This window comes from uncultured Caldilinea sp., assembly GCF_937128415.1.
Lineage (GTDB): Bacteria > Chloroflexota > Anaerolineae > Caldilineales > Caldilineaceae > Caldilinea.
The window spans coordinates 96,003-117,766 of record NZ_CAKZMJ010000007.1 but is presented as its reverse complement, the minus strand read 5'-3'; the positions used below and the strand labels follow the sequence as shown (position 1 = coordinate 117,766).

17 protein-coding genes are annotated in these 21,764 nt (G+C 62.6%); 6 read left to right on the top strand and 11 right to left on the bottom strand.

The window, feature by feature from the left end:
- Positions 1 to 32 precede the first annotated feature (32 nt).
- The 3 genes from Q0367_RS01360 to Q0367_RS01350 all read right to left on the bottom strand — a co-directional run bounded on the left by Q0367_RS01360 (position 33) and on the right by Q0367_RS01350 (position 1,766).
- Positions 33 to 341 carry a hypothetical protein gene (locus Q0367_RS01360; RefSeq protein WP_297640885.1) on the bottom strand — a complete coding sequence of 103 codons (309 nt, stop codon included), beginning with the start codon at positions 339 to 341 and terminating at the stop codon, positions 33 to 35.
- Positions 342 to 402: 61 nt separating this feature from the next.
- A complete protein-coding gene (locus tag Q0367_RS01355; RefSeq protein ID WP_297640883.1) occupies positions 403 to 1,341 on the bottom strand; it encodes a VOC family protein in 939 nt (312 codons plus the stop codon).
- A complete protein-coding gene (locus tag Q0367_RS01350; protein ID WP_297640882.1) occupies positions 1,341 to 1,766 on the bottom strand; it encodes a helix-turn-helix domain-containing protein in 426 nt (141 codons plus the stop codon). The genes Q0367_RS01355 and Q0367_RS01350 overlap by 1 nt, the downstream gene beginning before the upstream one ends.
- A gap of 1,051 nt (positions 1,767 to 2,817) precedes the next feature.
- Between Q0367_RS01350 and Q0367_RS01345 the strand changes: the two genes are divergently transcribed.
- Both Q0367_RS01345 and Q0367_RS01340 read left to right on the top strand, forming a co-directional pair.
- Positions 2,818 to 4,140 carry an MFS transporter gene (locus Q0367_RS01345; RefSeq protein ID WP_297640879.1) on the top strand — a complete coding sequence of 441 codons (1,323 nt, stop codon included), beginning with the start codon at positions 2,818 to 2,820 and terminating at the stop codon, positions 4,138 to 4,140.
- Entirely contained in the window at positions 4,137 to 5,012 is an 876-nt protein-coding gene (locus Q0367_RS01340) for a polysaccharide deacetylase family protein (protein WP_297640877.1), read from the top strand. Before Q0367_RS01345 ends, Q0367_RS01340 begins: the two co-directional genes overlap by 4 nt.
- 24 nt (positions 5,013 to 5,036) lie before the next feature.
- On the opposite strand, the gene gltX is transcribed toward Q0367_RS01340, so the two are convergent.
- From gltX to Q0367_RS01320, 4 genes are all read right to left on the bottom strand, one after another.
- Positions 5,037 to 6,557 carry a glutamate--tRNA ligase gene (gltX, locus tag Q0367_RS01335; protein WP_297640876.1) on the bottom strand — a complete coding sequence of 507 codons (1,521 nt, stop codon included), beginning with the start codon at positions 6,555 to 6,557 and terminating at the stop codon, positions 5,037 to 5,039.
- Positions 6,558 to 6,618: 61 nt separating this feature from the next.
- Positions 6,619 to 8,967, bottom strand: a complete 2,349-nt coding sequence (locus tag Q0367_RS01330) for a glutamine--tRNA ligase/YqeY domain fusion protein (protein ID WP_297640875.1) — start codon at positions 8,965 to 8,967, stop codon at positions 6,619 to 6,621.
- A gap of 83 nt (positions 8,968 to 9,050) precedes the next feature.
- A complete protein-coding gene (amrB, locus tag Q0367_RS01325; protein WP_298980680.1) occupies positions 9,051 to 10,271 on the bottom strand; it encodes an AmmeMemoRadiSam system protein B in 1,221 nt (406 codons plus the stop codon).
- Between the two features lie 242 nt (positions 10,272 to 10,513).
- A complete protein-coding gene (locus Q0367_RS01320) occupies positions 10,514 to 11,671 on the bottom strand; it encodes a DUF3524 domain-containing protein (RefSeq protein WP_297640872.1) in 1,158 nt (385 codons plus the stop codon).
- A gap of 100 nt (positions 11,672 to 11,771) precedes the next feature.
- Between Q0367_RS01320 and Q0367_RS01315 the strand changes: the two genes are divergently transcribed.
- Positions 11,772 to 13,841, top strand: a complete 2,070-nt coding sequence (locus tag Q0367_RS01315) for a thioredoxin domain-containing protein (protein ID WP_297640870.1) — start codon at positions 11,772 to 11,774, stop codon at positions 13,839 to 13,841.
- A 142-nt stretch (positions 13,842 to 13,983) separates the two neighbouring features.
- On the opposite strand, the gene Q0367_RS01310 is transcribed toward Q0367_RS01315, so the two are convergent.
- The 3 genes from Q0367_RS01310 to rpsF all read right to left on the bottom strand — a co-directional run bounded on the left by Q0367_RS01310 (position 13,984) and on the right by rpsF (position 16,130).
- Positions 13,984 to 15,363, bottom strand: coding sequence for a peptidylprolyl isomerase (locus Q0367_RS01310; protein WP_297640868.1), 1,380 nt, complete (start codon positions 15,361 to 15,363; stop codon positions 13,984 to 13,986).
- A gap of 3 nt (positions 15,364 to 15,366) precedes the next feature.
- Complete coding sequence (gene rpsR, locus Q0367_RS21020) at positions 15,367 to 15,591, bottom strand: 30S ribosomal protein S18 (protein WP_044277192.1); 225 nt, start codon at positions 15,589 to 15,591, stop codon at positions 15,367 to 15,369.
- Positions 15,592 to 15,827: 236 nt separating this feature from the next.
- A complete protein-coding gene (rpsF, locus tag Q0367_RS01300; RefSeq protein ID WP_297640866.1) occupies positions 15,828 to 16,130 on the bottom strand; it encodes a 30S ribosomal protein S6 in 303 nt (100 codons plus the stop codon).
- Between the two features lie 377 nt (positions 16,131 to 16,507).
- Between rpsF and Q0367_RS01295 the strand changes: the two genes are divergently transcribed.
- Genes Q0367_RS01295 through Q0367_RS01285 form a run of 3 tightly spaced genes read left to right on the top strand, consistent with a single transcriptional unit; the run spans position 16,508 to position 20,243 of the window.
- The gene (locus Q0367_RS01295; protein ID WP_297640864.1) at positions 16,508 to 18,103 is read left to right on the top strand and encodes a PEP-utilizing enzyme; all 1,596 of its coding nucleotides are present in this window, start codon (positions 16,508 to 16,510) and stop codon (positions 18,101 to 18,103) included.
- Positions 18,100 to 19,203 (top strand): nicotinate-nucleotide--dimethylbenzimidazole phosphoribosyltransferase, encoded by a 1,104-nt coding sequence (cobT, locus tag Q0367_RS01290; RefSeq protein WP_297640862.1) that lies wholly within the window; start codon positions 18,100 to 18,102, stop codon positions 19,201 to 19,203. The genes Q0367_RS01295 and cobT overlap by 4 nt, the downstream gene beginning before the upstream one ends.
- Before the next feature lie 2 nt (positions 19,204 to 19,205).
- Positions 19,206 to 20,243, top strand: a complete 1,038-nt coding sequence (locus tag Q0367_RS01285) for a glycosyltransferase family 2 protein (RefSeq protein WP_297640860.1) — start codon at positions 19,206 to 19,208, stop codon at positions 20,241 to 20,243.
- A gap of 63 nt (positions 20,244 to 20,306) precedes the next feature.
- Here the strand turns inward: Q0367_RS01285 and Q0367_RS01280 are convergent, their stop codons facing one another.
- Entirely contained in the window at positions 20,307 to 21,722 is a 1,416-nt protein-coding gene (locus Q0367_RS01280; protein ID WP_297640859.1) for a lamin tail domain-containing protein, read from the bottom strand.
- Between the last annotated feature and the right edge of the window lie 42 nt (positions 21,723 to 21,764).

Genomic DNA, 21,764 nt, shown 5'->3' with positions numbered 1-21,764 from the left:
CGATGGCCACACATCTTTCCTCCCACAGTGCTTTACTCCCACAGAGAAGGCAAGCCAGCGATGCGCCGCCATCCCTCGCCTTCGCGCACCGTTTCCACGCGCAGATCATCGAAATAGCGGTCCAACACGGCGTCGCGCTCCATCGCCAGGGGCGGGGAGCAGTAATCTTCCTCCTCCCACACCGCCTCGCCGGTCGCCGGATCGCGGCGGGCGCCGGTGAGTCCCTTGGTGAGGGCGACGCCAAAGGGGCGCATCGATCGGAACTCCTGTCTGTCCAACCTGCTGCGCAATTCCTCCCTCAGCTCGCCTTTTAACTTTGCTCGCACCAGATAGTAAGCCATTGCCTCTCCTCTCTGCAGCAACGACGTTGACGCACAGCGAACTTTTCGCCCTTCACGACGTTCAATTCGTCCGCCGCTGCGACTCTTCCTGCAACGCCGCAGCGGCGAGCGCCGGATCGACGGTCAGCACAATGCGATGGTTGAATGGATCGCACACCTGCCAGCCAAACGCATGAGGCTCCGGCGTCAGCCCGTGATGGCGCACGTTCTCCAGTACACTCTCCAGGGCAGCGTCATCGGGCAAGGCCAGTGAAAACCAGCGCAGGCCGGCCGCATCTGGCGGCGCCGGCGGCGCTCCTTCGCCCTGCCAGGTGTTGAGGCCGATGTGATGGTGATAGCCGTCCACCGAGACCATCGCCATGCGAAACAGCCGCATCAACCCTTTGTCGTCGAAGCCGAGCACGTCGCAATAGAAACGCATCGCTTCTTCCAGGTCGCCGACGTGCAGGTGCACGTGCCCGATGCGCGTCGGCGGCGGCATGGGGGCGGCCAGGTCATCTCCGGGGCGAAGGTGGCGGAAGAGCGCGTGCAGGTCCAGAGGTTCGCGGCCATCGCTCCAGGAGCCGTCCGCGCGACGTGCGTAAAAGCGCTGCCCGTCGACGACGAACTCACCATCTTCGGGCGACTCACAGTATAACTCGATGCCGTTGCCCTCTGGGTCGTCCAGGTAGGTCGTCTTGGTCATGATGTGGTCGGTGGGTGCGTTGGGGTAGCGCGCCTGCAGCAGCCGGGCGATGGCGCGCGCCAACTCGCGGCGATCGGGAAGCAGCACGGCGAAATGATAGAGACCGCAGACGCCGCGATAGCGCCGAGCATTGGGGTTTTCGTACAAATACAGCAAATCCGGCCCACCGGCGCCCAGCACGGCGACATCCTCGCTGCGAGCATGCAAACGCAGCCCCAACAGCCGCTGATAGAAATCCACCATGCGCGGCAGGTCGATGACGGTCAACGCCACAGCGCCCGGGCGCGTTTTTGGATGAAGTCGAAATTTCGTCATCAAAGCTCCTTTCTTCTATGGGCGGCGCCAAATTCAACAGCGGATTCATTGGGGGGCGACGGCGCATTGTTGCGTTCACCGGCAACCGCTCCTTGCACGCATCCGAATCCGTTTCTATCTGAATCCGTCGTTGCATCCATTGTGGCGTCCCCTTTGCGCGACCATCTGCGCGCCCAGGCCGCCAGTTCATCGAGGATAGGCAGCAGTTCCGCCCCCTGTGGCGTCAGGGCGTATTCAACGTGGCGAGAATTTTCTGGGTTCGCCCGTCGAACGATCAGCCCCTGCTGTTCCAACAGCCGCAGTCGCTGCGTAAACGTCGCCGGATTCACCTCGCCGACGAGCGTCTGTAGCTCGCGGTAGCGTCTCGGCGCACGCAAATGATGGATGATCAGCATCGTCCACCGTGACCCCAGCAGCCGGGTCATAGCTGCGACAGGACACCCGTTCTCCCGATCTTGTTTTGCTATAGAAAACATAGTATGTAGCGAAAATTTTCTTTTGAGTTGCACGGTCAGGTGAAATTTTCTCGTAGAATAAGGCCTTCCAGGAAGCTGGAGGAATTTCGCAAATAAACCCGGCAATCCGTAGGCGCCGCTCGTAGCAACGCTTCCCTGATTTCTCAAGGCCTTGCAGGCCGTCGAGAGCGTGCACCCACGGCGTCCTCCTCCCCCTCTCCCAGCATTGGGAGAGGGGGGCAGAGGGTGAGGGTCCACCTGCTGCGCTTTCTCGAACCTCCCCAAGACCTTGTGATCCATCGAGGACGTGCGGCTGGGAGCCGCAGCTACGATGAGCCCGGTGTATTTCTCGTAGGCGCTGCTCGTAGCTGCGCTTCCTTGATTCACCCAAACTCTTGCAATTCACCGAGAACGTGCGGCTGCGAGCCGCACCTACGACGTTCTCCTCCCTCTCTCCCAGCATTGGGAGAGGGGGCCGGGGGGTGAGGGCCGCACCTCGGGTCCACCGAAGACCTGCGGCTGGGAGCCGCAGCTACGATGAGCCCGGTGTATTTCTCGTAGGCGCTGCTCGTAGCTGCGCTTCTCTGATTCACCCAAACTCTTGCGATTCACCGAGAACGTGCGGCTGCGAGCCGCAGCTACGACGTTCTCCTCCCTCTCTCCCAGCATTGGGAGAGGGGGCCGGGGGGTGAGGGCCACACCTCGGGTCCACCGAAGACCTGCGGCTGCGAGCCGCAGCCACGAGTTTAACTGCGCAACTCCTCTTTCTATCCGACTGCCAGTGTAGTTTGCTATGAAAAATAAAGCAAATGGAGAAATGGTGAATGATAAGATTTTGCGTCTCTGAAGAGGCGGGCGCGCTTTGCCTGGCTTCGCCCATCGAAATCCGTCGTTTGGCTTGCCGGGTTTTCACGCCGAGCGGAGAGGACGGTACAATGCTCTGACGACCGGTCGTCTCCTGAACTTCGGCGCAATCACCCAAAACATAACAATCCGCAACCTTTCTGTTGAAGGAGCGCGCATGAAAACGAAGCTGATCAATTCACCCTGGACCTATGCCCTGGGCATGCTGGCCTTGATGATCCCAGGACAGGCGTTCAGCACCTATTACACCTATTTTTACGTCGATGCGCTGGGGCTGGCGGTTGGGTTGGCGACCATCGCCCGCACGATCTACATGGTGTGGGATGCGGTCAACGATCCGCTCTTCGGCTACTGGTCGGACAGCACGCGCACGCGTTGGGGGCGTCGGCGTCCCTGGCTGGTGGCGACGTTGCCCCTCTATGCACTTTTCTTTGTCATCATTTTCTCGCCGCCTGAGGCGTTCCGGGGACAGAGCCTGTTCCTCTGGTTCACGCTGGCCTTGATTCTCTACGAGACGACCGCCGCCATCCAGTGGACGAACTATGGCGCGCTTTTTCCGGAAATCTTTCGCGGAGAGGCCCAGCGTGCGCGCGCCTCGGCGATCCAGCAGGGCTATCAGATCATCGGCATTTTAATCGGCGCGGCCGTGACGCCCATCGTCTTCGCTGCGTTGGGTTTTCAGCGCATGGCGTTGCTCTTCGCCGTGGTGTACGCCATTTTGATGGTGATCTTGATCCTCAGCGTGCGCGAAAATCCTGAGGCCCAAGAAAAGCCCCCGCTCAAATTCGCCGAGGCGTTTCGGGAGACGCTCAAGAACCGGCCATTTTGGGTGTTCAACATCGCCAACTCCTTTGCGCAGACGGTCAACGGGTTGCTCGGTTCGATCATTCCTTTCTACGCCAAATATGCGCTCAAAATTCCCGAGGCGCAGGTCTCGATCCTGCTGGCGATGATCTTCATTCCGGTTGTGCCGCTGGTCTCGGTGTGGGCGTGGCTGATCCGAAGGATCGGCGCCAAGCGGGCCTGGCAGGTTGCGATGGCCGTCTATGCGTTTTCTGTGATCCCGATGGCGTTCGTCGAAGGGCTGATCGGCGGCGCAGTGGGCGGCTTTCTGGTCAGCTTTGGCCTGGCGGGTTTTCTGGTCACCCCGAGCGTCGTCGGCGCGCGCATCATTGACCTGGACGCCGAGCGCACAGGCCGTCGACGCGAGGCGATCTACGGCGCCGTAGGAGGCTTCATCACGCGTTCGAGCGCCTTCCTCTCTGCGCTTGCTTTCTGGATCGTCGGGGTGATCTACGGCTATGAAAGTGGACAAAATCCCGGCCCGAACCCAGAGGGCGCCTTCCGCTTTCTGATCAGCGCCGTGCCCTTCACACTGCTGCTAATTGCGTTTGCAATTACCTTTTTATACCGGGAAGAGCGTCCTCGGCCGCTGGAGGCGCAGCCTCTGGATGCGATTCCACAAAAGGAGCCGCTATGACCCGCTATCTGCTTCTCAACGCCGACGATTTCGGCATGTGCCATTCGATGAACCTGGCCATCATCGATCTGTTGGAGGGCGGCTGGATCACCTCCGCCACCCTCATGGCGCCCTGTGCGTGGTTTCCCGAAGCCGCAGAATACGCCCGTTCGCATCCGGACAAGTGCATCGGATTGCATCTCACTTTCACGAGCGAGTGGGCGGGCTATCGCTGGCGTCCGCTGGCGCAAGGGGAAGTCGCTTCGTTGGTGGATGCGGAGGGCTATTTTCACAGGGATGTGCTGAGCGTGGAGCAGCGCACACAGCCGGCGGAGGTCGAGCGCGAGATGCGGGCGCAACTGGCGCATGCGGAGCGCTGGGGCTTGCGCATTTCGCACCTGGACAATCACATGGGGTCGCTCTACGGCTTGATGGGCGTGCAAAGCCATCTGCCGCTGGTCTTTCAACTGTGTGCGGAACGCGGCTTCCCTTTTCGCCTGCCTACGCAGTTCCTGCCGGGCGACGCCATCGGCGATGCGCTCAGCCCAGAGGTGCGCGCAAGGATGCAACAGGTCGCCGGCGCGGCGGCGGCGTTAAAGGTGCCGGTGCTCGATTGCCTGCTCGCCCATCCCTATGAAAAGCTGCCAGGCGAAACCTATGAATCGTTTCGAGATGGGGTGTGCGAAAAGTTGAAGCGGTTGCCCGACGGCGTCCATGAACTTTTCATCCATCCGGCCATGGACAGCCCGGAGCTGCGCGCCATCACGCCGGAGTGGGAAAAGCGCACGTGGGAGCATCGGCTGCCCGCCGACCCCATTTTTCGAGAGACGCTGGCGCGCGAGCAGATTCAGGTGATCAGTTGGCGTGAAGTGCGTCAGGTGCGAGGGCTGTAGACAGGATGCGGCTGCGAGCCACCCCTACGGCCTCTCCACGGCTGTCGCCGCATAGGCGGTGAGCGCCTGAATGGCGTTGACCAGCCGTTTCAGCGTCTCTTCCCGTCCAAGAATGTGGATGCTCTCAAAGAGCGGCGGCGAGACGGTTTTGCCCGTCACCGCCACGCGCACCGGCGTCAGAAAACTGCCCAGCTTGATGTCCATCGCTTCGGCGCGGCTGCGGAAGGCCGCCTCCAGCGTCGCAGCCTCGAACGGCTCGACCGTGGCGATCAGCTCGCGGGCCGCCTCCAGCGCCTCGATGCTCTGCGCAGCGGTGAGCTTTTTGCCGATCAGCTGCGTCGGATCGGGATAGGTGATCTTCTCCGCGGGCAGGAAGGCCCAGTCCACCAGCGCCGTCGCCTCGGTCAGCAGCTTGATGCGCTCTTGAATCAAGGGCGTCAGCGCCAGCAGGCGAGGATCCCGGCGCAACGTTTCGACGTCCAGCCCCAGGTCGGCGGCGACAAAGGGCGCGACGGCGTCTTTGAGCGCAACGACATCCATTTGGCGGATGTAGACGCCGTTCATCCATTCGAGTTTGCTGAAAGGCAACGCCGTGGCCTTCGGGGAAATGTCGGCCACGTCGAAGCGCTCGATCGCTTCCTCGCGCGTGAAGATTTCACGCTCTGGGTCAAAGCTCCAGCCCATGGTTGCCAGGAAGTTGAACATGGCGTCGGGCAGGTAGCCGCCGCGGATGTAATCGCGCACAAAGGGGGAGAACTCGCGACCGTCGACGACGGTTTTGCGCTTGCTCATCTTGCCTTTGCCGCTGGGGTCGAGGATGACGGGCAGATGCACGAAGACCGGCGCACTCCAGCCAAAGGCCTCGAAGAGCAGCACATGCAGCGGCGCAGAGGGGATCCACTCCTCCCCGCGCAACACGTGGGTGATCTCCATCAGGTGATCGTCCACGACGACGGCCAGATGATAAGTGGGCAGCCCGTCGCTCTTGAGCAGCACCGGATCGACGATCGTGGCGTTTTCAACCGTAATTTCTCCACGGATGGCGTCGTGCACCGTCGTTGTTCCGGTGAGCGGCGCCGCAAAGCGGATGACGAACGGACGGCCCTCGGCCTCGAAGGCGGCGCGTTGCTCCGGCGTCAGATTGCGATGCCGGCGGTCGTAGGGCAGCCCTCTGGCGCGCAGCTCCTCCAGCTCCTCCTCGGTGGTGTAGCAGCGATAGGCTTTGCCATGTTCCACCAGCCAGTTGGCGTATTGTTGATAGATGGGTTGGCGTTGACTCTGGATGTAGGGCGCGTGGGGGCCGCCGATGTCCGGACCTTCGTCCCAGTGCAGCCCTAACCAACGCAGCCCCTCCATCAAATCCTGCAAACTCTCTGGGTTGTAGCGCTTCTGGTCGGTGTCTTCGATGCGCAAAATAAATTGCCCGCCGGTGTGACGCGCGTAAAGCCAATCGAACAAGGCGGTGCGCAACCCGCCGAGATGGAGATAGCCGGTCGGGCTGGGCGCAAAGCGCACGCGCGCCGGCGTCTGAGAGGATTTCGTCATAAGCGCTCTATACCGTATTCCTATCCGTGAAAATCCGCAGCATCCGTTTTGATCTGCGTCTTTACTGTTCCAGCTCCTGCTTGAGCAGCTCCTGCACCCGTCTGGGGTCCGCCTTGCCGCCGACGATGCGCATCACTTGGCCGGTGAACATGCCGAGCAAATTGCGTTTCCCGTTGCGATACTCCGCGACTTTCTCCGGGAACTGGCCGAGCGTCTGGCGGATGATGGCAACCAGCTCCTCCTCACTCAGGGTCTGGTCGAGGCCAAGGCGCTGCACAATCTCTTGCGGAGCGCCGCCGTGCGCCGCCATTTCGGCGTAGACGGTTTTGGCCGCCGCAGTGGTGATGACGCCTGTCTCCACCAGCTTCACCAGCTCGCCGAGCGCCTCGCCGCCGAAGGGTAGCTCCTCGACCGAACGCTCCTTGAGCAGGCGCAGCACTTCGTTGTTGATCCAGTTGGCGACCGCGCGGGCATCTGCGCCCGTGGAGAGCGCCGCTTCAAAAAAGGCGACCGTGGCCCGGCTGCCGGTGAGGGGATCGGCCTGTTCGGCGGTCAGCCCGAGCGTCTGCTGAAACGCAGCGTATTTTTCCGCCAACCAGGGATCGGCGGCGCGGATGCGCTCTCGCTCTTCGGAAATGGAGCCGACGACGACCTCGGTCGGTTGCTCTGTTTTCTCACGCGCCGCGCGCCCTTTGGCCACAGGGGCCATCCTGGCGGCGAAGGCGTCGGGCAGCTCGACGATGCGGTTGAAGACGAGCCTTTCCTCCGTCGAGTCGATGTCCACGATGAAATAGCCGTGGCGCAGAAATTGATAGCGGCTGCCGATCTCGGCCTGCGCCAGCGAAGGCTCAACCAGGGCGCGCTCGATCACCTCGATCGAGTTCGGGTTAAGATAATCTTTGAATGTCTTGCCTTCTTCGACTTCGTCCGGGTTGGGCACGGTGAAAAGACGGTCATAGAGGCGCACTTCGACCGGGACGGCGTGCGCCGCCGACACCCACTGGATGGCTGTGCTGCGTTTGCGACTGGCGGTCGCAGGCTTGCCCAGCGAATCCGGGTCATAGGAGCAGCGCAGCTCGACGACCTCGCCGCTCGTGGGGTCGGTGACCACTTCGTCGCAGCGGATAAAATAGGCGTGACGCAGCCGCACCTCGCCGCCAGGGGTCAGCCGCGTCCAGCCTTCCGGCGGGTTTATGCTGAAGTCGGTGCGTTCGATATATAGCTCGCGCGTCAAGGGAACCGGCCGCGAACCTTCCTTGCCGATGTCGTGCGGCCAGTAGTCGGCGTCCAGCCACTCCACGCGGTCGGCGGGGAAGTTGGTGAGCGTCACCTTGAGCGGCCGCAGCACCGCCATCACGCGGGGGGCGCGGGCGTTGAGGTCGTCGCGGATGGCGTCTTCCAGCACCTCGATCTGCACGCGGCTGTTGGTTTTGTCCACCCCGATGCGCTGGCAGAAGAGGCGGATGCCTTCCGGCGTGTAGCCGCGGCGGCGCAGGCCGGCGATGGTGGGCATGCGCGGGTCGTCCCAGCCGGCGACGTGGCCCTCCTCGACCAGCTGCAGCAGCTTGCGCTTGCTCATCACCGTGTAGTCCAGGTTGAGACGGGCGAACTCATATTGATGCGGCCGCGGCTCTTCAAAGAGATTGTCCAACAGCCAGTCGTAAATGGCGCGGTTGTTCTCAAATTCCAGGGTGCAGATGGAGTGGGTAATGCCCTCGATGGCGTCCGAAATGGGATGCGCGTAGTCATACATCGGGTAGATGCACCAGGCGTCGCCCGTGCGATAGTGCCTGGCGTGGCGAATGCGATAGAGCAGCGGGTCGCGCATCTTCATGTTGGGAGAGGCGAGATCGCCCTTGGCGCGCAACACGTGTGCGCCGTCGGGAAACTCCCCTGCGCGCATGCGTCGGAAGAGATCGAGGTTTTCCTCCACCGAGCGATCTCGATACGGGCTTGGACGTCCTGGCTCTGTCACCGTGCCGCGGTACTGGCGGATGCCTTCCTCGTCAAGGCTGTCGACGTAAGCCTTGCCTTCGAGGATCAAGCGCTCTGCGTACTGATACAGCTGCTCGAAATAGTCGGACGCAAAAAAGAGCTTATCGCCCCAGTCGTAGCCCAGCCAGCGCACATCGCGCATAATGGCTTCGACGTACTCCATGTCCTCGGTCTCCGGGTTGGTGTCGTCGAAGCGGAGGTGGCAGACGCCGCCGAACTCCTCGGCGATGCCGAAGTTGAGCGCAATTGACTTGGCGTGGCCGATGTGGAGATAGCCGTTTGGCTCCGGCGGAAAACGCGTAACCACGCGGCCGCCGTAGCGCCCGCTTTCGATGTCGCGCAGCACGATCTCACGGATAAAATCCAGTCCTTCTCGTCGCTCGGGCAATTTCTTCTCTGCTCCAGACTCCGTCATGGTTCATTTCATCTCTTTGCTTAGGTCGCGCAGAACAAGGACGAACGCGCATCGTTCATCAATAACACGCCGCTGCGTCTGTGTCAAAATTTTTCCCCTTGAAAGACCATTCCGGCCACGCTGACGACCGAAGTGTTCTGCTCATCCGCCGGACAGATGGCGTAGCCCGCCGGTTCGCCGCGGCTCTGGCCGAGCAAGCGCAGGGTCAAGTAGATCGGCGCCACGCCGCAGACGTTGTTGCGGTTCTGCACGCGACGGATGGCGCTGAAGAAACCGGCGGCGTCTCCCCGGCGCATGGCGTCGAGCAACTCTTCGTCGGCGGTGCGCAGCGTGCGGCGCCCCGCCGCATCCAACGGCGCGCCGCCGAAGGCCGGGCCGACGTGCGCAAGGTCGCCTGAAGCGACGATCAGCGTGCGCCGGCCTGCCATGGCCCTGCGCAGCACCTCCAGCACAGCCCCAATCTTCGGGTCGGCGGAGGGCGTGTCGCCGTTGAGCATGAAGGGGTGGAAGGAGCCTGTCAGGATCGGCACGACGGGCGCCGGGCGTCCTTCGCGCAGATGATGCAGCCAGACCGCCACCAGCTCCAACGAGTGCTCCCCGCGATGGCGCAGCTCGCCAGCGAAAGCCGCCTCCTCGCCGAGCACTGCTGCGAGCCGATCGACGATGGCGGTTTCGGTGGGCAACACGCCATAAGGCGTGGCGTAATTCTGGCGCGTGAGGGTGAACGGATCGGCGCCGTAGTGATCGACGCCCAACAGGATGACCAGCTCCGCCTCGCGTGCAGCCTGCGCCGCGCGCTTCCAGACATGCGCGTAGACCCGCCCCCCGCGCGGGTAGTCGATGTGAGGGCTGAGCAGGCCGATCGGCGCGCTCCAGTCGACCGCCTCGGCTGCGACGTCGCTGGCCTCCAGATAATCCTGCAGCAGGTTCCACAGCGCCTTTGCGTCGTCGGGATAGCCTGCACCGGCCAGGGCGGGGGCGCGAAACGGCGCGCTGCGATACTCGGCCAGCGCCTCGGCCCGGCGCGCCGCCGAGCGATCGTTGTCGAGCATGAACGCCTCGTCGAGCGCTTCCGCCAGCCTGTGCACCAGATCGTCGGGAATCGAGATGCCATAAAAACGACGGTGCACTTCCGGCACCTCATCGAGGCGATGATGACCGTCGAAGAAGGCCAGCACAGTCGCCAGCGGCTGCGGCACAAAGAGCTGTTGATCGGTCAGCCGCTGTGGGTCGCGAAGCAGAATGTAGGGAAAGCCTTCGTAAACGATGGGCCGAATATCGAGGTTGCGCAGTTTCGGGTGCATAAGGCAGTCACGCCAATTCCAGCAGAAAAGAGATTTTGTCCATTCGCAAAAATCCTGGGTTGCCGGCCTGCTCTGGGATTGGCTCCGCCAGAGTCGCCGCTGAATGATTTTAGCGCATCTCCCATTTCAACCAGGAAACGAGAAGGCCCGAAATTGATATCAGCGCTGCGCGCCGGCGGCGCCCCAAACGATGAAAACCCGCCGACGCGCTTTTGCCTGAGTTTTGCGCCTTTGCGTTGTAGCTACTTTCGCGCCAGCGCTTCCAATCGCTCGTCATAGGCTGCAGCGACGCGAGGCCAGTCAAAGCGTTGCAGCACGGAGCGGCGCAACGAGGGCGGCGCCGGACGCGGCGAACGCAGGCGCGTCGCCGCCTTCATGAAGAGGTCTTCTTCATCGTTGTACAGACAGGCGGGGTGTAGCTCCGCCGGAATCAGCTCCGGGTAGCTCAGGCGATTGGGCAGCAGGGGAAATGCGCCGGCTGCGATCGCCTCCAGCACGCTGACGCCGAAAAACTCATGCTCCGCCGTGCTGATGACCAGGTCGCTGGCGGCCAGCAGCGCCCAGTAGGCTTCGCGCGACTCGACGTACCCCCAGTGCACAATGACGTCGGCGAGGCGTTCGGCCGCTTCGGCGAATTCCTGAGGGGATTGACGGAAGTTTTCCCCGGCGACGGCCAGCCGAAATGGGACGCCCGCCGCGCGCAGCCGATAGAGCAGGGCGAAAAAGCGGTCGGGACGTTTGTCGTACTCCCAACGTTGGTTCCACAAAATCAGCGGAGCATGGGTGGGAGAGGCGACAGCCTCGGTTGAATGTTCCCTTTCTCCTCTCTGTCCGATGTTGAGACGACAACCCGCCGCTTTGGCGATCGCATGCGCTTCGACGCCGACAGGCAGCACCTCGCTGCGCGCCCGCACCTCCTCGATCTGCTCCAGATGGTTGTAATCGGGAAAGTGTTTGAGCAAATTGGGCAGCTCGCCGAACCAGGCGTCGAGATGATAACGGCTATTGAAAAAGACCACGTCGGCGACGAGCTGGCTCAACCAGTTGATCATGGCGAAAGAAAGGTCGCGGCCTTCGCCTGGGCGCCAGGGATAGGTGAGCTGATTTTCGTGCATGTACAAGGCGACCGGAATCGAGGCGGGCAGCGACCGGCGCATCAACCCCAGCCATGCCGGAAGGTTGAGCATATCGGTGGCGAGAATGACGTCGGGCGGAGGCCCGGCCTCCAACAGGCGCTGCGCCTGCAGCGTCAGCTCGATGGCGCCGCCCTGCATGCGCCACTTCCAGAAGCTTCCGGACATGGTCAGCAACGAGACGGTGTGGCGAGAGCAGCGAGCATAGCCTTCCGCCCACGCTCGATGGCTTCCGGCGTGATAAGGAGAAATGAGCCAAATGTTCATCAATTTGGCGACTCCGATGCTTGCTTACATGCAACTTTCTGCAGCCATGGTACCATAAACAAAATGTGAAGAAGAATGCGAGGCTGTACAAAGGAGCGCCATGAACACCCATAAACACACCAATCGCCTGATCCACGAGACCTCCCCATATCTTCTCCAGCACGCCCACAATCCGGTGGACTGGCATCCCTGGGGAGAGGAGGCGCTGCAGCGGGCGCGCGCCGAGGATAAACCGATCTTTCTTTCCATCGGCTATAGCGCATGTCACTGGTGTCATGTGATGGAGCGTGAAAGTTTTGAAGATGAAGAGACGGCGGCGCTGATGAACGAGCTGTTTATCAATATCAAGGTCGATCGCGAGGAGCGCCCTGACCTCGACGCCATCTACATGGACGCGGTGCAGGCGATGACCGGCCAGGGCGGCTGGCCGATGAGCGTCTGGCTGACGCCGGAGGGCAAGCCCTTCTACGGCGGCACCTACTTCCCCAAGGAGCCGCGCTATGGCATGCCCAGCTTCCAGCAGGTGCTGCGCGCGGTGGCGGAAGCCTATCGCGAGCGCCGCGAGATGGTCGAAGGGCAGGCGGAGCGCCTGGCGTCGATGTTGCGGCGTTCGGCTTCGCTGCGCGCCGACGGCGGCGAGCTAGGCGAGGAGATTCTGGAAGAGGCGTTGGGGCGGATGCGCCAGTATTTCGACGAGGAGGACGGCGGCTTTGGCAGCCAGCCCAAATTCCCGCAGCCGATGACGCTCGACTTCGCCCTGACCCAGTACGTGCGCAGCGGCAACCTCGACGCGCTCTACATGGCGGAGCTGACGCTGGAGAAGATGGCGCACGGCGGCATCTATGACCAGCTTGGCGGCGGCTTCCACCGCTACAGCGTCGATGCGATCTGGCTCGTTCCCCATTTCGAGAAGATGCTCTACGACAACGCGCAGCTGCTGCGCACCTACCTGCACGCCTGGCAGGTTACGCAGCGCCCGCTCTTCCGTCGCGTGGTCGAGGAGACCATCGACTACGTGCTGCGCGAGATGACGGCGCCGGATGGCGGTTTCTACAGCACGCAGGACGCCGACAGCGAAGGTCACGAGGGCAAGTTTTTCCTCTGGTCTCAACAGGAGATCGAGTCTCTGCTCGATCCGCACACCGCCGCCGTCTTCAGCGACTATTACGGCGTCTCCGCACGCGGCAATTTCGAGGGCAAGAACATTTTGAGCGTCGTGCGCAACGTCGAGCAGGTGGCGCAACGCTTCAAGGTCAGCGAGGCGGAGGTGCAGGAAGCGCTGCGCCGCGGTCGCGCCGTCCTCTTTGCGCACCGGGAGACGCGCGTCAAGCCCGCTCGCGATGAGAAGATTCTCACCGAATGGAATGGCTTGATGATCCACGCGCTGGCCGAATGCGGCGTCGTGCTGGGACGGCAGGACGCGCTGGCTGCAGCAGTGCGTGCGGCGGAGTTCATCCTGGCGCAGATGAGCCAGCCCGACGGTCGGCTCTACCGTTCCTACAAGGATGGGCGGGCGCGCTTCAACGCCTATCTGGAAGACTACGCGTCTTTCATTCGGGCTTTGATTGCGCTGTATGAAACAACGTTCGACCTGCGCTGGCTGGGCGAGGCGACGCGGCTCGCCCAGATCATGTTCGAGCAATTTTACGATCCTGCCGGCGGTTTCTTCCAGACCGGCGTCGACCACGAAGCGCTGGTGGCGCGGCGCAAAGATTTTGTCGACAACGCCCTTCCCTCGGGCAACTCGTTGGCCGCCGAGGCGCTGCTGCGGCTCTCGGTCTTCCTGGATAAGCCTGAATATCGCACAGAGGCGGGGCGCATTCTGTTGATGATGAAGGACGCCATGGCGCAACAGCCGACCGGTTTTGGCCGATTGCTCTGCGTGCTGGACGCCTATCTCAGCCCCTCGCAGGAGATCGCCATCGTCGGAAGACGAGATGACCCGGCGACGCAGGCGTTGCTGGCGGAAGTGCGGCGCCGTTTCCTGCCGCACGCCGTCGTGGCGCTGAAGGAGCCGGACCAGGAGAGCATGTTGCCGCTGTTGCAGGGGCGCACGCTGGTGGACGGCAAGGCGACCGCCTACGTGTGCGAGAACTACGCCTGCAAGCTGCCGGTCACCTCCGCAGAGGAGCTGGCGAAGATGTTGGACGACCTGTCCGCCGGACGGTGATGAATTTACAGGAAAGAATCCGGCAATGGACGCAGGTTCAGCCTCTAGCCGGACGTTCCTGTCGACTCACGAAAGCATGGGAAAATCAAGAGGGCGGTTCATCACCGCCCTCTTTCATAATTCATTGTCTTGAATCAGTCTGTCACAAACCCGCCGGCAACAGGCTCACCAGATTGGCGGGTCGTTGAATATCTTCTCGCGCCAGCTGCTCGTTCAGCCAGGTCTGGAACGCCTGGATGCGCTCCTGGGCGAGCTGATTTTCATCCTTGGGGTGCGCCGAGTCTCGCTCCAGCACCTGGATGATGTGATAGCCGAAGTCGGTTTTGACCGGCTCGCTGATCTCCCCGACAGGCAGGCTGAAGGCGGCTTCTTCAAAGGGCGACACCATGCGACCCCTGCCGAACCACCCCAGATCGCCGCCCTGCGCTGCGCTGCCGGGGTCGTCGCTGTATTCGGCGGCCAGCGTGGCGAAGTCTTCGCCGTTGAGCAGCCGTTGGCGCAGCTCGTTGGCCAGCGCCAGCGTTTGCTCTTCGTTGCGCGGTTCTGGCGTCGGCGTGGGCGTCGGCATGCCTTCCGGCGTCGGCGTGGGCGTCACACCCTCAGGCAGCGGCGTGGGCGTCGGCGCCGGCTCGCGTATGCGCAGCAAGATGTGGCGGGCGTGCACGGCTTCCTCCGTCGTCGCCACGCGCTCGTCGGCGATGACCTCCTGCAGCTTCTCGCGCAACAGGCGGGCGCGAATCAGCTGCTTGTACTCGTCGAGCGTGAAGCCGGCCACTTGCTGCAACGACTTTTGGAAGGCGTCCAGCGTTTCCGCATAGAGCGTGTCGGTGAGAATGGCGGGCGTCGGTGGAATTGGCGGCGTGGGAATCGGCGTCGCCGTGGCCGTGACCGGATTGCTGGCGTCCACCGTGGCCGTCGGCGTCGGCGTCCACGCCGCAGCGGTGGCGGTGGCGTCGATCTGCGCCTGAGCAGTGGCGGTCGCCTGCGGCTCGGTCACCAGCCCCAGGCTATTGGCGATCTCCTCGCGCAGGGCGGCTTCCACCTCCTCGTCGGTGACGACCAGGCCGCGTTTCGCCGCCTCTTGCAGGATGATGGCATCCTCCAGCATGGCGTTGAGCGCCTGTTGCCCCAGCGCAAAGGGACTGCCCAACGTGCCCTGGAGTTGACTGATCTGCCCCGCAAAGAAGCCTTGATTGCCGAACTGTTGTTCCAGCTGCTGGTAGCGAATCAATTGGTTTTGGAGCTGGCTCTGCTCATATTTGACGCGCTTCCAGAACTGCTCGGCGGTGATGGAGACGTCGCCGACGCGCGCCACCTGTTGGCGCGGCAACACGAGGAACTGATAGATCACGCCGATCAGGATAAAAAGAAGAGCGGCGCCCAACGCGACGCCCACGAACGTGTACAGCTTTTTGTGTCGTTCGCGATCGCGCTGGCGCAGCCGCTGTTCCTTGCGCGTCAACTCCCGTTGCAGGTCGTTGGACTCTTTGGCGGCCTGCTTTCTCTTGTTGCGCTCGGCCATAACTTATTTCCGTTTGCGAACAATGCGGGTTTGATCGGCGGTGTAGGGCAGCAGCGCCAGTTGCCGCGCCCGCTTGATTTCACGCGCAATTTTGCGCTGCACCTTGGCGCTGACGCGCGTCTTGCGTCGCGACAGAATGCGGCCGCGACGATCTAAAAAGCGCGAAAGCAGCCCGATGTTTTTGTAGTCGATCTCTTCATAGCGCACGTCAGAGCCGATGCGTCGCACGCGGCCAGAACCTTCGCGTTCGACGTACTGCTCCGGCGCTGTGAACCCTTCCTCCTCAACCTCTTCCTCCAGCTCTTCGTCGATGATCTCATCTTCGTCATCATCGAAGATCGGCGCAGGCGGCGGCGCCGAGGGAGCGACCAGTTTCGGTTGATTTTCGGTCAGCGGGGCGGCGCTTTCTTCCATTTCGGGCGTGGGTTTCGTTTGCTCGCTCATGTCTCTATCCTTTCCTGGCGTCACTCATCCTTGCGCATCAGCAGAAAACGCATCACATCTTCACTGTAGCGGAGCAGACGCTCCACTTCTTCCGTGCCTGTCGGCGGCATCTGAAAGCGATGCAAGATGTAATACCCTTCAAACTGATGGTTGATCGGATAGGCGAGCGTGCGCTTTCCCCACAGTTCGGTGGCGATGTCACGGCCGCCCTGGGCTGTGATGACGTCGCACAGCCGCGCGTCGAAGCTGTTGATCCCCGCTTCATCTAGCTGGGGCTGGAGAATGTAGACCAACTCGTACTGACGTTCGTTTGCACCGTTCATTGAACCATCCTTTCCTTCTTTCTATGGAGACGCCCGCAGGACCGCCCTGCGAACAGAAAGAACGAGGGGCCGGCGGTGCACCGGGTCCCTCGTTGCAGACCATCCTTTATGATACCGTGGAGCCGAGCGATCGGCCAAATTGCAGAGACGGTGTTTGCATTGTGGATATGCACAATTCATTGTGGGTATGCACAATCATTGTGGAACCAAATTGACACATCCTGCAGATATTGAGACAATCAAGCGTTGTGGCTGCGAACGTTGTGGCTGCAATCGAACGCTCCGATTGCAAAGACTTGAATTGCCGTCAGTTGTGGCGTCGGCTACGAAGATCGTGATGGATTTTTGCAAGCAGCTCATGCCCTTGAGAGGACATTGTGATCGATTACAAATTTATCCATGAAGGCGCAGAGAACGGCGACGTGTGGGTGCGCTCCTTCTTCGAGCCGCTGACGCCAGGAGCATTGACGCCGTTCACCAACAGCCTCTTCGCCGAGGTGACGGCGCGCACCTGGTATCTGTACTTCGACAGGCTGGGATTTGAGCCGACCCCCCGCTCGCGCGTGGTGAGGGTGCACGATGGGCGGCCGTTCGTCAATCTCTCGATCTCGGCCCGTCTGGATGCTGAACGCGCCGGCGTGGAATCCCCGGCCTTTTTTCTGGATGGGAAGGCGCGGCCGGTGGTCCCCAACGAAAAGTCCGGCTTCTTCGCCGCCATCAAGCTGGGCCGCGCAGCGAAGAAGATCGAAGAAACGCTCGATGCGCTGCGTGCAGAGCTGCCCGACATCACCGCCAAAGTCAGCGCCTGGCGCCAGCGCGTGATGGGCTTTCGCTGGTCTCAGGCGGAGATTTTGCTGATCATGGAAGAGATCGAGCGGGTCGGCGCCAATGCGCTGTTGCCGTACTTTGCAGCCCGTCACAACCTCGAACGCGAGTATCGAAAGTTGTTGTCTCTGCTGAGCAGCCGACCGGTGAGCGAACGCGTCGCCTTGATTGCACGCGCGTTGGGCGGCGTTCAAGGCGTGGAGCTGGACATGGCGCAGCGCGTGGTGAAGCTCGCCGGGCTCGCCGGCGATCCGGCGGTCGGCGCCTGGCTGCAGGCCGGCGCCTTCGCCGACTGGGAAAAGAGCGCGCCGGCAGGAGCGTTCGCCGAAGAACTGCATAGTTTCATGGCGGCTTATGGACACCGCAGCTTCGACGAGGGCGAGATGGCGAATCCGCGCTGGAATGAAAAGCCGGACGCCCTGTTTGCCGCCGTGTGCAGGGCCGGCCGGCAGACGCAGACGGCGGCGCCGACAGCCCCCGATCCAACCCCGCTGTTGGCGGCGGTCGACGCTAAGGCGCGCAAGGAAGCGCAGCAGTCGGTCGAACGCATGCGTCGTCTGCTCGAGCTGCAAAGCGGCGGCCTTCACGCCTTCTCTCATGTTCTGGCCGGCGCGCGCCGCTGGGCGCTGGCCGCCGGCGAAGAGGCCGCCGCCGACCATCGGCTGACGACGCCGGAGGATGTGTTCTTTTACGAAATCGAGGAAGTCAAGGAGATGATGACCGGCGAGTGGAACATCAGCGACCGCTCGGGCATTCACGCAACGGCGGCGGAGCGCCGCGCCGCTCTGGAGAGGTGGCGGCGGCGACGCAGCGCAGATCTGTTGTGGGGCGACCGGGAGGCGGCGACGATTGAGGCCGATCTTCCTGTCTCGTCGGGCGTCGGCGCCGGCGCAGTGGTTGCGCTGGGCAAGCTCGCCAGGCCAGGAGCAGAGCCCGTCTTGGTGTGCCCGACGCTGGAGAGCGCCGCTGCGGCGGCGTTGCCCGCCTGCACAGCAGTGGTCGCCTTGCAGGGCGGCCCGATCGATCCGCTGGCCGCCTGTGCGCGGGCGCTGGGCCGTCCCGCCGTGGTCGCCTGCACAATCGACGCATCCAACCTTCCTCTCCGTCTCGTGATCGACGGCAATATAGGAAAGGCAGCGCCACAATGAACCTGGAAAAACTGTCATCGGAAAAACTGCCAGGGCGCAGCTTGGGCGAGACGATCGCTCGCATCGGCGGCCTCGACGCCGCAGCGAGCGAAGCCGCCCAGCGGCGACAGCAAATCCTCACCAAACCCGCCGGTGCGCTGGGGCGTCTGGAAGAATTGAGCATCCAGCTGGCCGGCATTACAGGGCAGATGCGCCCTGCCCTACATCCTCGCCGGGTGATCGTGTGCGCAAGCGACCACGGCGTCGTCGCCGAAGGCGTCAGCGCCTATCCCTCGGAAGTGACGGCGCAGATGGTGTTGAATTTTCTGGCCGGCGGCGCGGCGGTCAACGTCCTGGCCCGCCTCTTCGGCGCGGAGGTCACCGTCGTCGACGTAGGCGTGAAGAGCGATTTGCCCGACCATCCCAACCTGATCAAAGCCAAAATTCGCCCGGGCACGCATAATTTCGCCCAAGAGCCTGCCATGTCGCGCAACGAGGCGGTGGCCGCCGTCGAGGTCGGCATCGCTGCGGCGGAGCGGGCTATTGCACAAGGCGCACGTGTGCTGTTGACGGGTGAGATGGGCATCGGCAACACGACGGCGAGCGCGGCCATCGTCGCCGCGCTCACTCGGCGGCCTGTGATCGAAGTCACGGGCCTGGGCGCAGGCGTCGGGCGCAGCGGCTGGCAGAAAAAGGTCGAGGTGATCGAACGAGCGTTGAGGCTGCACATGCCCGACCCCAGCGACCCCATCGATGTGCTGAGCAAGGTGGGTGGATTCGAGATCGGCGCCATCGCAGGCGTGGCGTTGGCGGCAGCCGCCGCGCGCACGCCGGTGATCATCGACGGCCTCATTTCGACCGCCGGCGCCGCCCTGGCCGCCGGGCTTTGTCCGGCGGCGAAGGCATTCATGATCCCCGGCCATCAGAGCCAGGAGCCGGGCCATCGCGCCCTGCTGGAATTTCTCGACATGCGCCCCCTGGTGAATTTGGATATGCGACTCGGCGAGGGAACCGGCGCGCTGATGGCGTTGCCGCTGCTCGACGCGGCTGTCGCCACGCTTAACGAAATGGCGACCTTTGCAGACGCAGGCGTCTCTGGCCCGGTCGAAGGAGAAGGATAAAGATGAATGCACCTGCCGTGAAAGAGGCGCCGGCCGCCGGAGACCTGACCAAAACGAGGGCAACCTCCCTCCTGCAACCCAAAATCAGCATCGTCATCCCGCTTTACAACGAAGAGGAGAGCATTCCCCATCTCGTCGAGGCGTTGGACGCCGCCATCGCCAACTACGGCCAACCCGCCGAGGTGATCATCGTGGACGACGGGTCGAAGGACCGCAGCTTTGAACTGTTGAAGGAAGTGGCGGAGCGCGATCCTCGCTACACGATCATTCGTTTCCGGCGCAACTTCGGCCAGACCGCCGCCTTTGCCGCCGGCTTCGCCCATGCGCGCGGTGAGGTGGTGATCACCATGGACGCCGATCTGCAAAACGACCCGATGGACATTCCGCTGCTGATGGCGAAGATCGAGGAGGGCTATGACATCGTCAGCGGCTGGCGCAAAAATCGGCAGGACCGCTGGCTGGACCGCAAGCTGCCTTCGATGTTGGCCAATCGGCTCATCTCCAACGTGACCGATGTGCGCCTGCACGATTACGGCTGCTCGCTCAAAGCCTACCGCACCGAGGTGCTCAAGCATGTGCGGCTCTACGGCGAGCTGCATCGCTTCATCCCGGCGTTGGCCAGCCAGGTCGGCGCCACGGTGACGGAGGTGCCGGTCAACCACCGCTCTCGCCAGTACGGCCGCTCGAAGTACGGCATCAGCCGCACCATTCGCGTCATGCTCGATCTGATCAACGTCTGGTTTTTGGGGACGTACTCGACGCGACCGATCCACGTCTTCGGCGCACTGGGGCTGGGGTCGATTGCGCTGGGCGTTCTGACCGGCCTGTACCTGACGTCGCTCAAGCTTTTCTGGGGCGCCAGCATCGGCAACCGTCCGCTGCTCTTGCTGGCCGTTCTGCTCGTCGTCATCGGCGTGCAGCTTGTCACCATGGGGCTGCTGGCGGAGATGATCACGCGCACCTATTACGAAAGCCAGAACAAGCCGATCTATGTCGTGCGCGAGATCGTGGGGCGCGGCGGCCAACAGGAAGATTCGTAGATCATCCTTTGTCTCCCCTCTTCCAGGAAGCTCCGAGCTTCCTGGAAGAGGGGAGATCGCTTCTCATCGCTGTACGTTGGGCAAGAAGACTTCTTTGTCGCAGAGCACGTTTGGCGCATTCATTGCGATCACGCAGACGCGATCGGACCAGGCGCCGCCGAGCGGAATGCGACCGAAGGCGCCCCAACGCGGTCGCTCATCCCAGTCAAACTCATCGATCACAATCGTCCCCTGCCCGCCAAAAATTCCAACGTAGTCCCCGGCATTTTCGAGCCGGTTCATCACATTGCCGGAGCCGACATGCCAGATGAATTCGTTGCTCTTGGAGAGATTCTGCCCCACATCGCCGTCGATCAACAGGGTGACCAGCCCTCCGGCCGGCACGCGGATGCCGCTCGGCAGCGGGAACAGGAGCGGACGGCTGCGTTGATTGGTGAGCGAAAGGCCGTCCATCAACACATCCGTCGGGCCTGGATTGTAGATCTCGATCCAGTCGGGCTTCTCGCCCGGCTCGTCCGGGTCTGGGACTACATCGTTGCGTGAGACCACTTTGTTGATCAACAGTTGCGGCGGTCGATAGCCGGCCAGAAAGGCGTAAGCGCGGCTCGGCAGCGTGGGAAAGCGGGTGCTGTCGCCTGCATCGTCGGTGGCTTCGACGTAGTAGCGCACCAGCACGCCCTCCGCCATGCCCGGGATGACGCCTTCATAGCGATGGCCGCCCACCGGCGTCATTGGAACCGGCGTCCAGTTTGTCGGCGCATCGGTGTAGGGCGCCGTAGCCGTCATGTAGTAAAGCACCGCCAGCGCAACGCTGACGTCGTCGGTGATGACGGCGCTGACGGTAAACGGCTCGGTCGGCGCCGGGATGTCCGGCGCGACGGTGGGCCGCGTCACTTCGGAGATCCAGGGTGGATTGATGGTGTTGCTCTTGCCCGGCGTCGGACGGCTGATGCGCCATTCTCCCACACCGTCGACCGCCCGCGCGTAGGCGACGTCCCGCTCCAATGCCGGAAATTCCACCTCGTCGATGGCCGTGGCGTTGCCGGCGCCGTCCAGCAGATACAGGCCGACGAACTCGCCATTTCGAGACAAGGCAAAGTCGAGATGGAGCGGGCCCCGTTGGGGCGCATTGTCGGCGTAGAGAATCAGAAAACCGTTGGGCGGGATGGTCACGTTCTGCGTAATGACATGTTTCGTGGGGCGCGCCGGGTCGTCGCTGAGGGCCAACCCTTGCAACGAGACCGCGCCGGCGGTGGGGTTGTACAGCTCGATCCAGTCCGGCGTGCGGTCGGGGTCATCGGGATCGACGAGGGTGGAGCCGTTGGAGGCCATCAACTCGTTGATGCGCAGCGCTGTCTGCGCGTGGATGTCGGCGGGCTGTTGCTGCGCGCTGACGGTTGTCATGACGCAAAGCGCCAGCGCGCCCGCCAGAATTGCGGCCAGACCGAAGGGCGCCAGTGGGCGAACGGTGAACTGCATATGATAGGACTCCTTCCCATTTTCTCAGCAGGCGTCAAATCT

What these genes read in the sequence shown, in the direction of transcription:
- Q0367_RS01355 (WP_297640883.1), bottom strand. Translation starts at nt 1,341, where the DNA reads ATGACGAAATTTCGACTTCATCCAAAAACGCGCCCGGGCGCTGTGGCG.
- amrB (WP_298980680.1), bottom strand. Translation starts at nt 10,271, where the DNA reads ATGCACCCGAAACTGCGCAACCTCGATATTCGGCCCATCGTTTACGAA.
- Q0367_RS01285 (WP_297640860.1), top strand. Translation starts at nt 19,206, where the DNA reads ATGAATGCACCTGCCGTGAAAGAGGCGCCGGCCGCCGGAGACCTGACC.
- gltX (WP_297640876.1), bottom strand. Translation starts at nt 6,557, where the DNA reads ATGACGAAATCCTCTCAGACGCCGGCGCGCGTGCGCTTTGCGCCCAGC.
- Q0367_RS01320 (WP_297640872.1), bottom strand. Translation starts at nt 11,671, where the DNA reads ATGAACATTTGGCTCATTTCTCCTTATCACGCCGGAAGCCATCGAGCG.
- rpsF (WP_297640866.1), bottom strand. Translation starts at nt 16,130, where the DNA reads ATGAACGGTGCAAACGAACGTCAGTACGAGTTGGTCTACATTCTCCAG.
- Q0367_RS01350 (WP_297640882.1), bottom strand. Translation starts at nt 1,766, where the DNA reads ATGACCCGGCTGCTGGGGTCACGGTGGACGATGCTGATCATCCATCAT.
- cobT (WP_297640862.1), top strand. Translation starts at nt 18,100, where the DNA reads ATGAACCTGGAAAAACTGTCATCGGAAAAACTGCCAGGGCGCAGCTTG.
- Q0367_RS01340 (WP_297640877.1), top strand. Translation starts at nt 4,137, where the DNA reads ATGACCCGCTATCTGCTTCTCAACGCCGACGATTTCGGCATGTGCCAT.
- Q0367_RS01360 (WP_297640885.1), bottom strand. Translation starts at nt 341, where the DNA reads ATGGCTTACTATCTGGTGCGAGCAAAGTTAAAAGGCGAGCTGAGGGAG.
- Q0367_RS01315 (WP_297640870.1), top strand. Translation starts at nt 11,772, where the DNA reads ATGAACACCCATAAACACACCAATCGCCTGATCCACGAGACCTCCCCA.
- Q0367_RS01310 (WP_297640868.1), bottom strand. Translation starts at nt 15,363, where the DNA reads ATGGCCGAGCGCAACAAGAGAAAGCAGGCCGCCAAAGAGTCCAACGAC.
- Q0367_RS01330 (WP_297640875.1), bottom strand. Translation starts at nt 8,967, where the DNA reads ATGACGGAGTCTGGAGCAGAGAAGAAATTGCCCGAGCGACGAGAAGGA.
- Q0367_RS01280 (WP_297640859.1), bottom strand. Translation starts at nt 21,722, where the DNA reads ATGCAGTTCACCGTTCGCCCACTGGCGCCCTTCGGTCTGGCCGCAATT.
- Q0367_RS01345 (WP_297640879.1), top strand. Translation starts at nt 2,818, where the DNA reads ATGAAAACGAAGCTGATCAATTCACCCTGGACCTATGCCCTGGGCATG.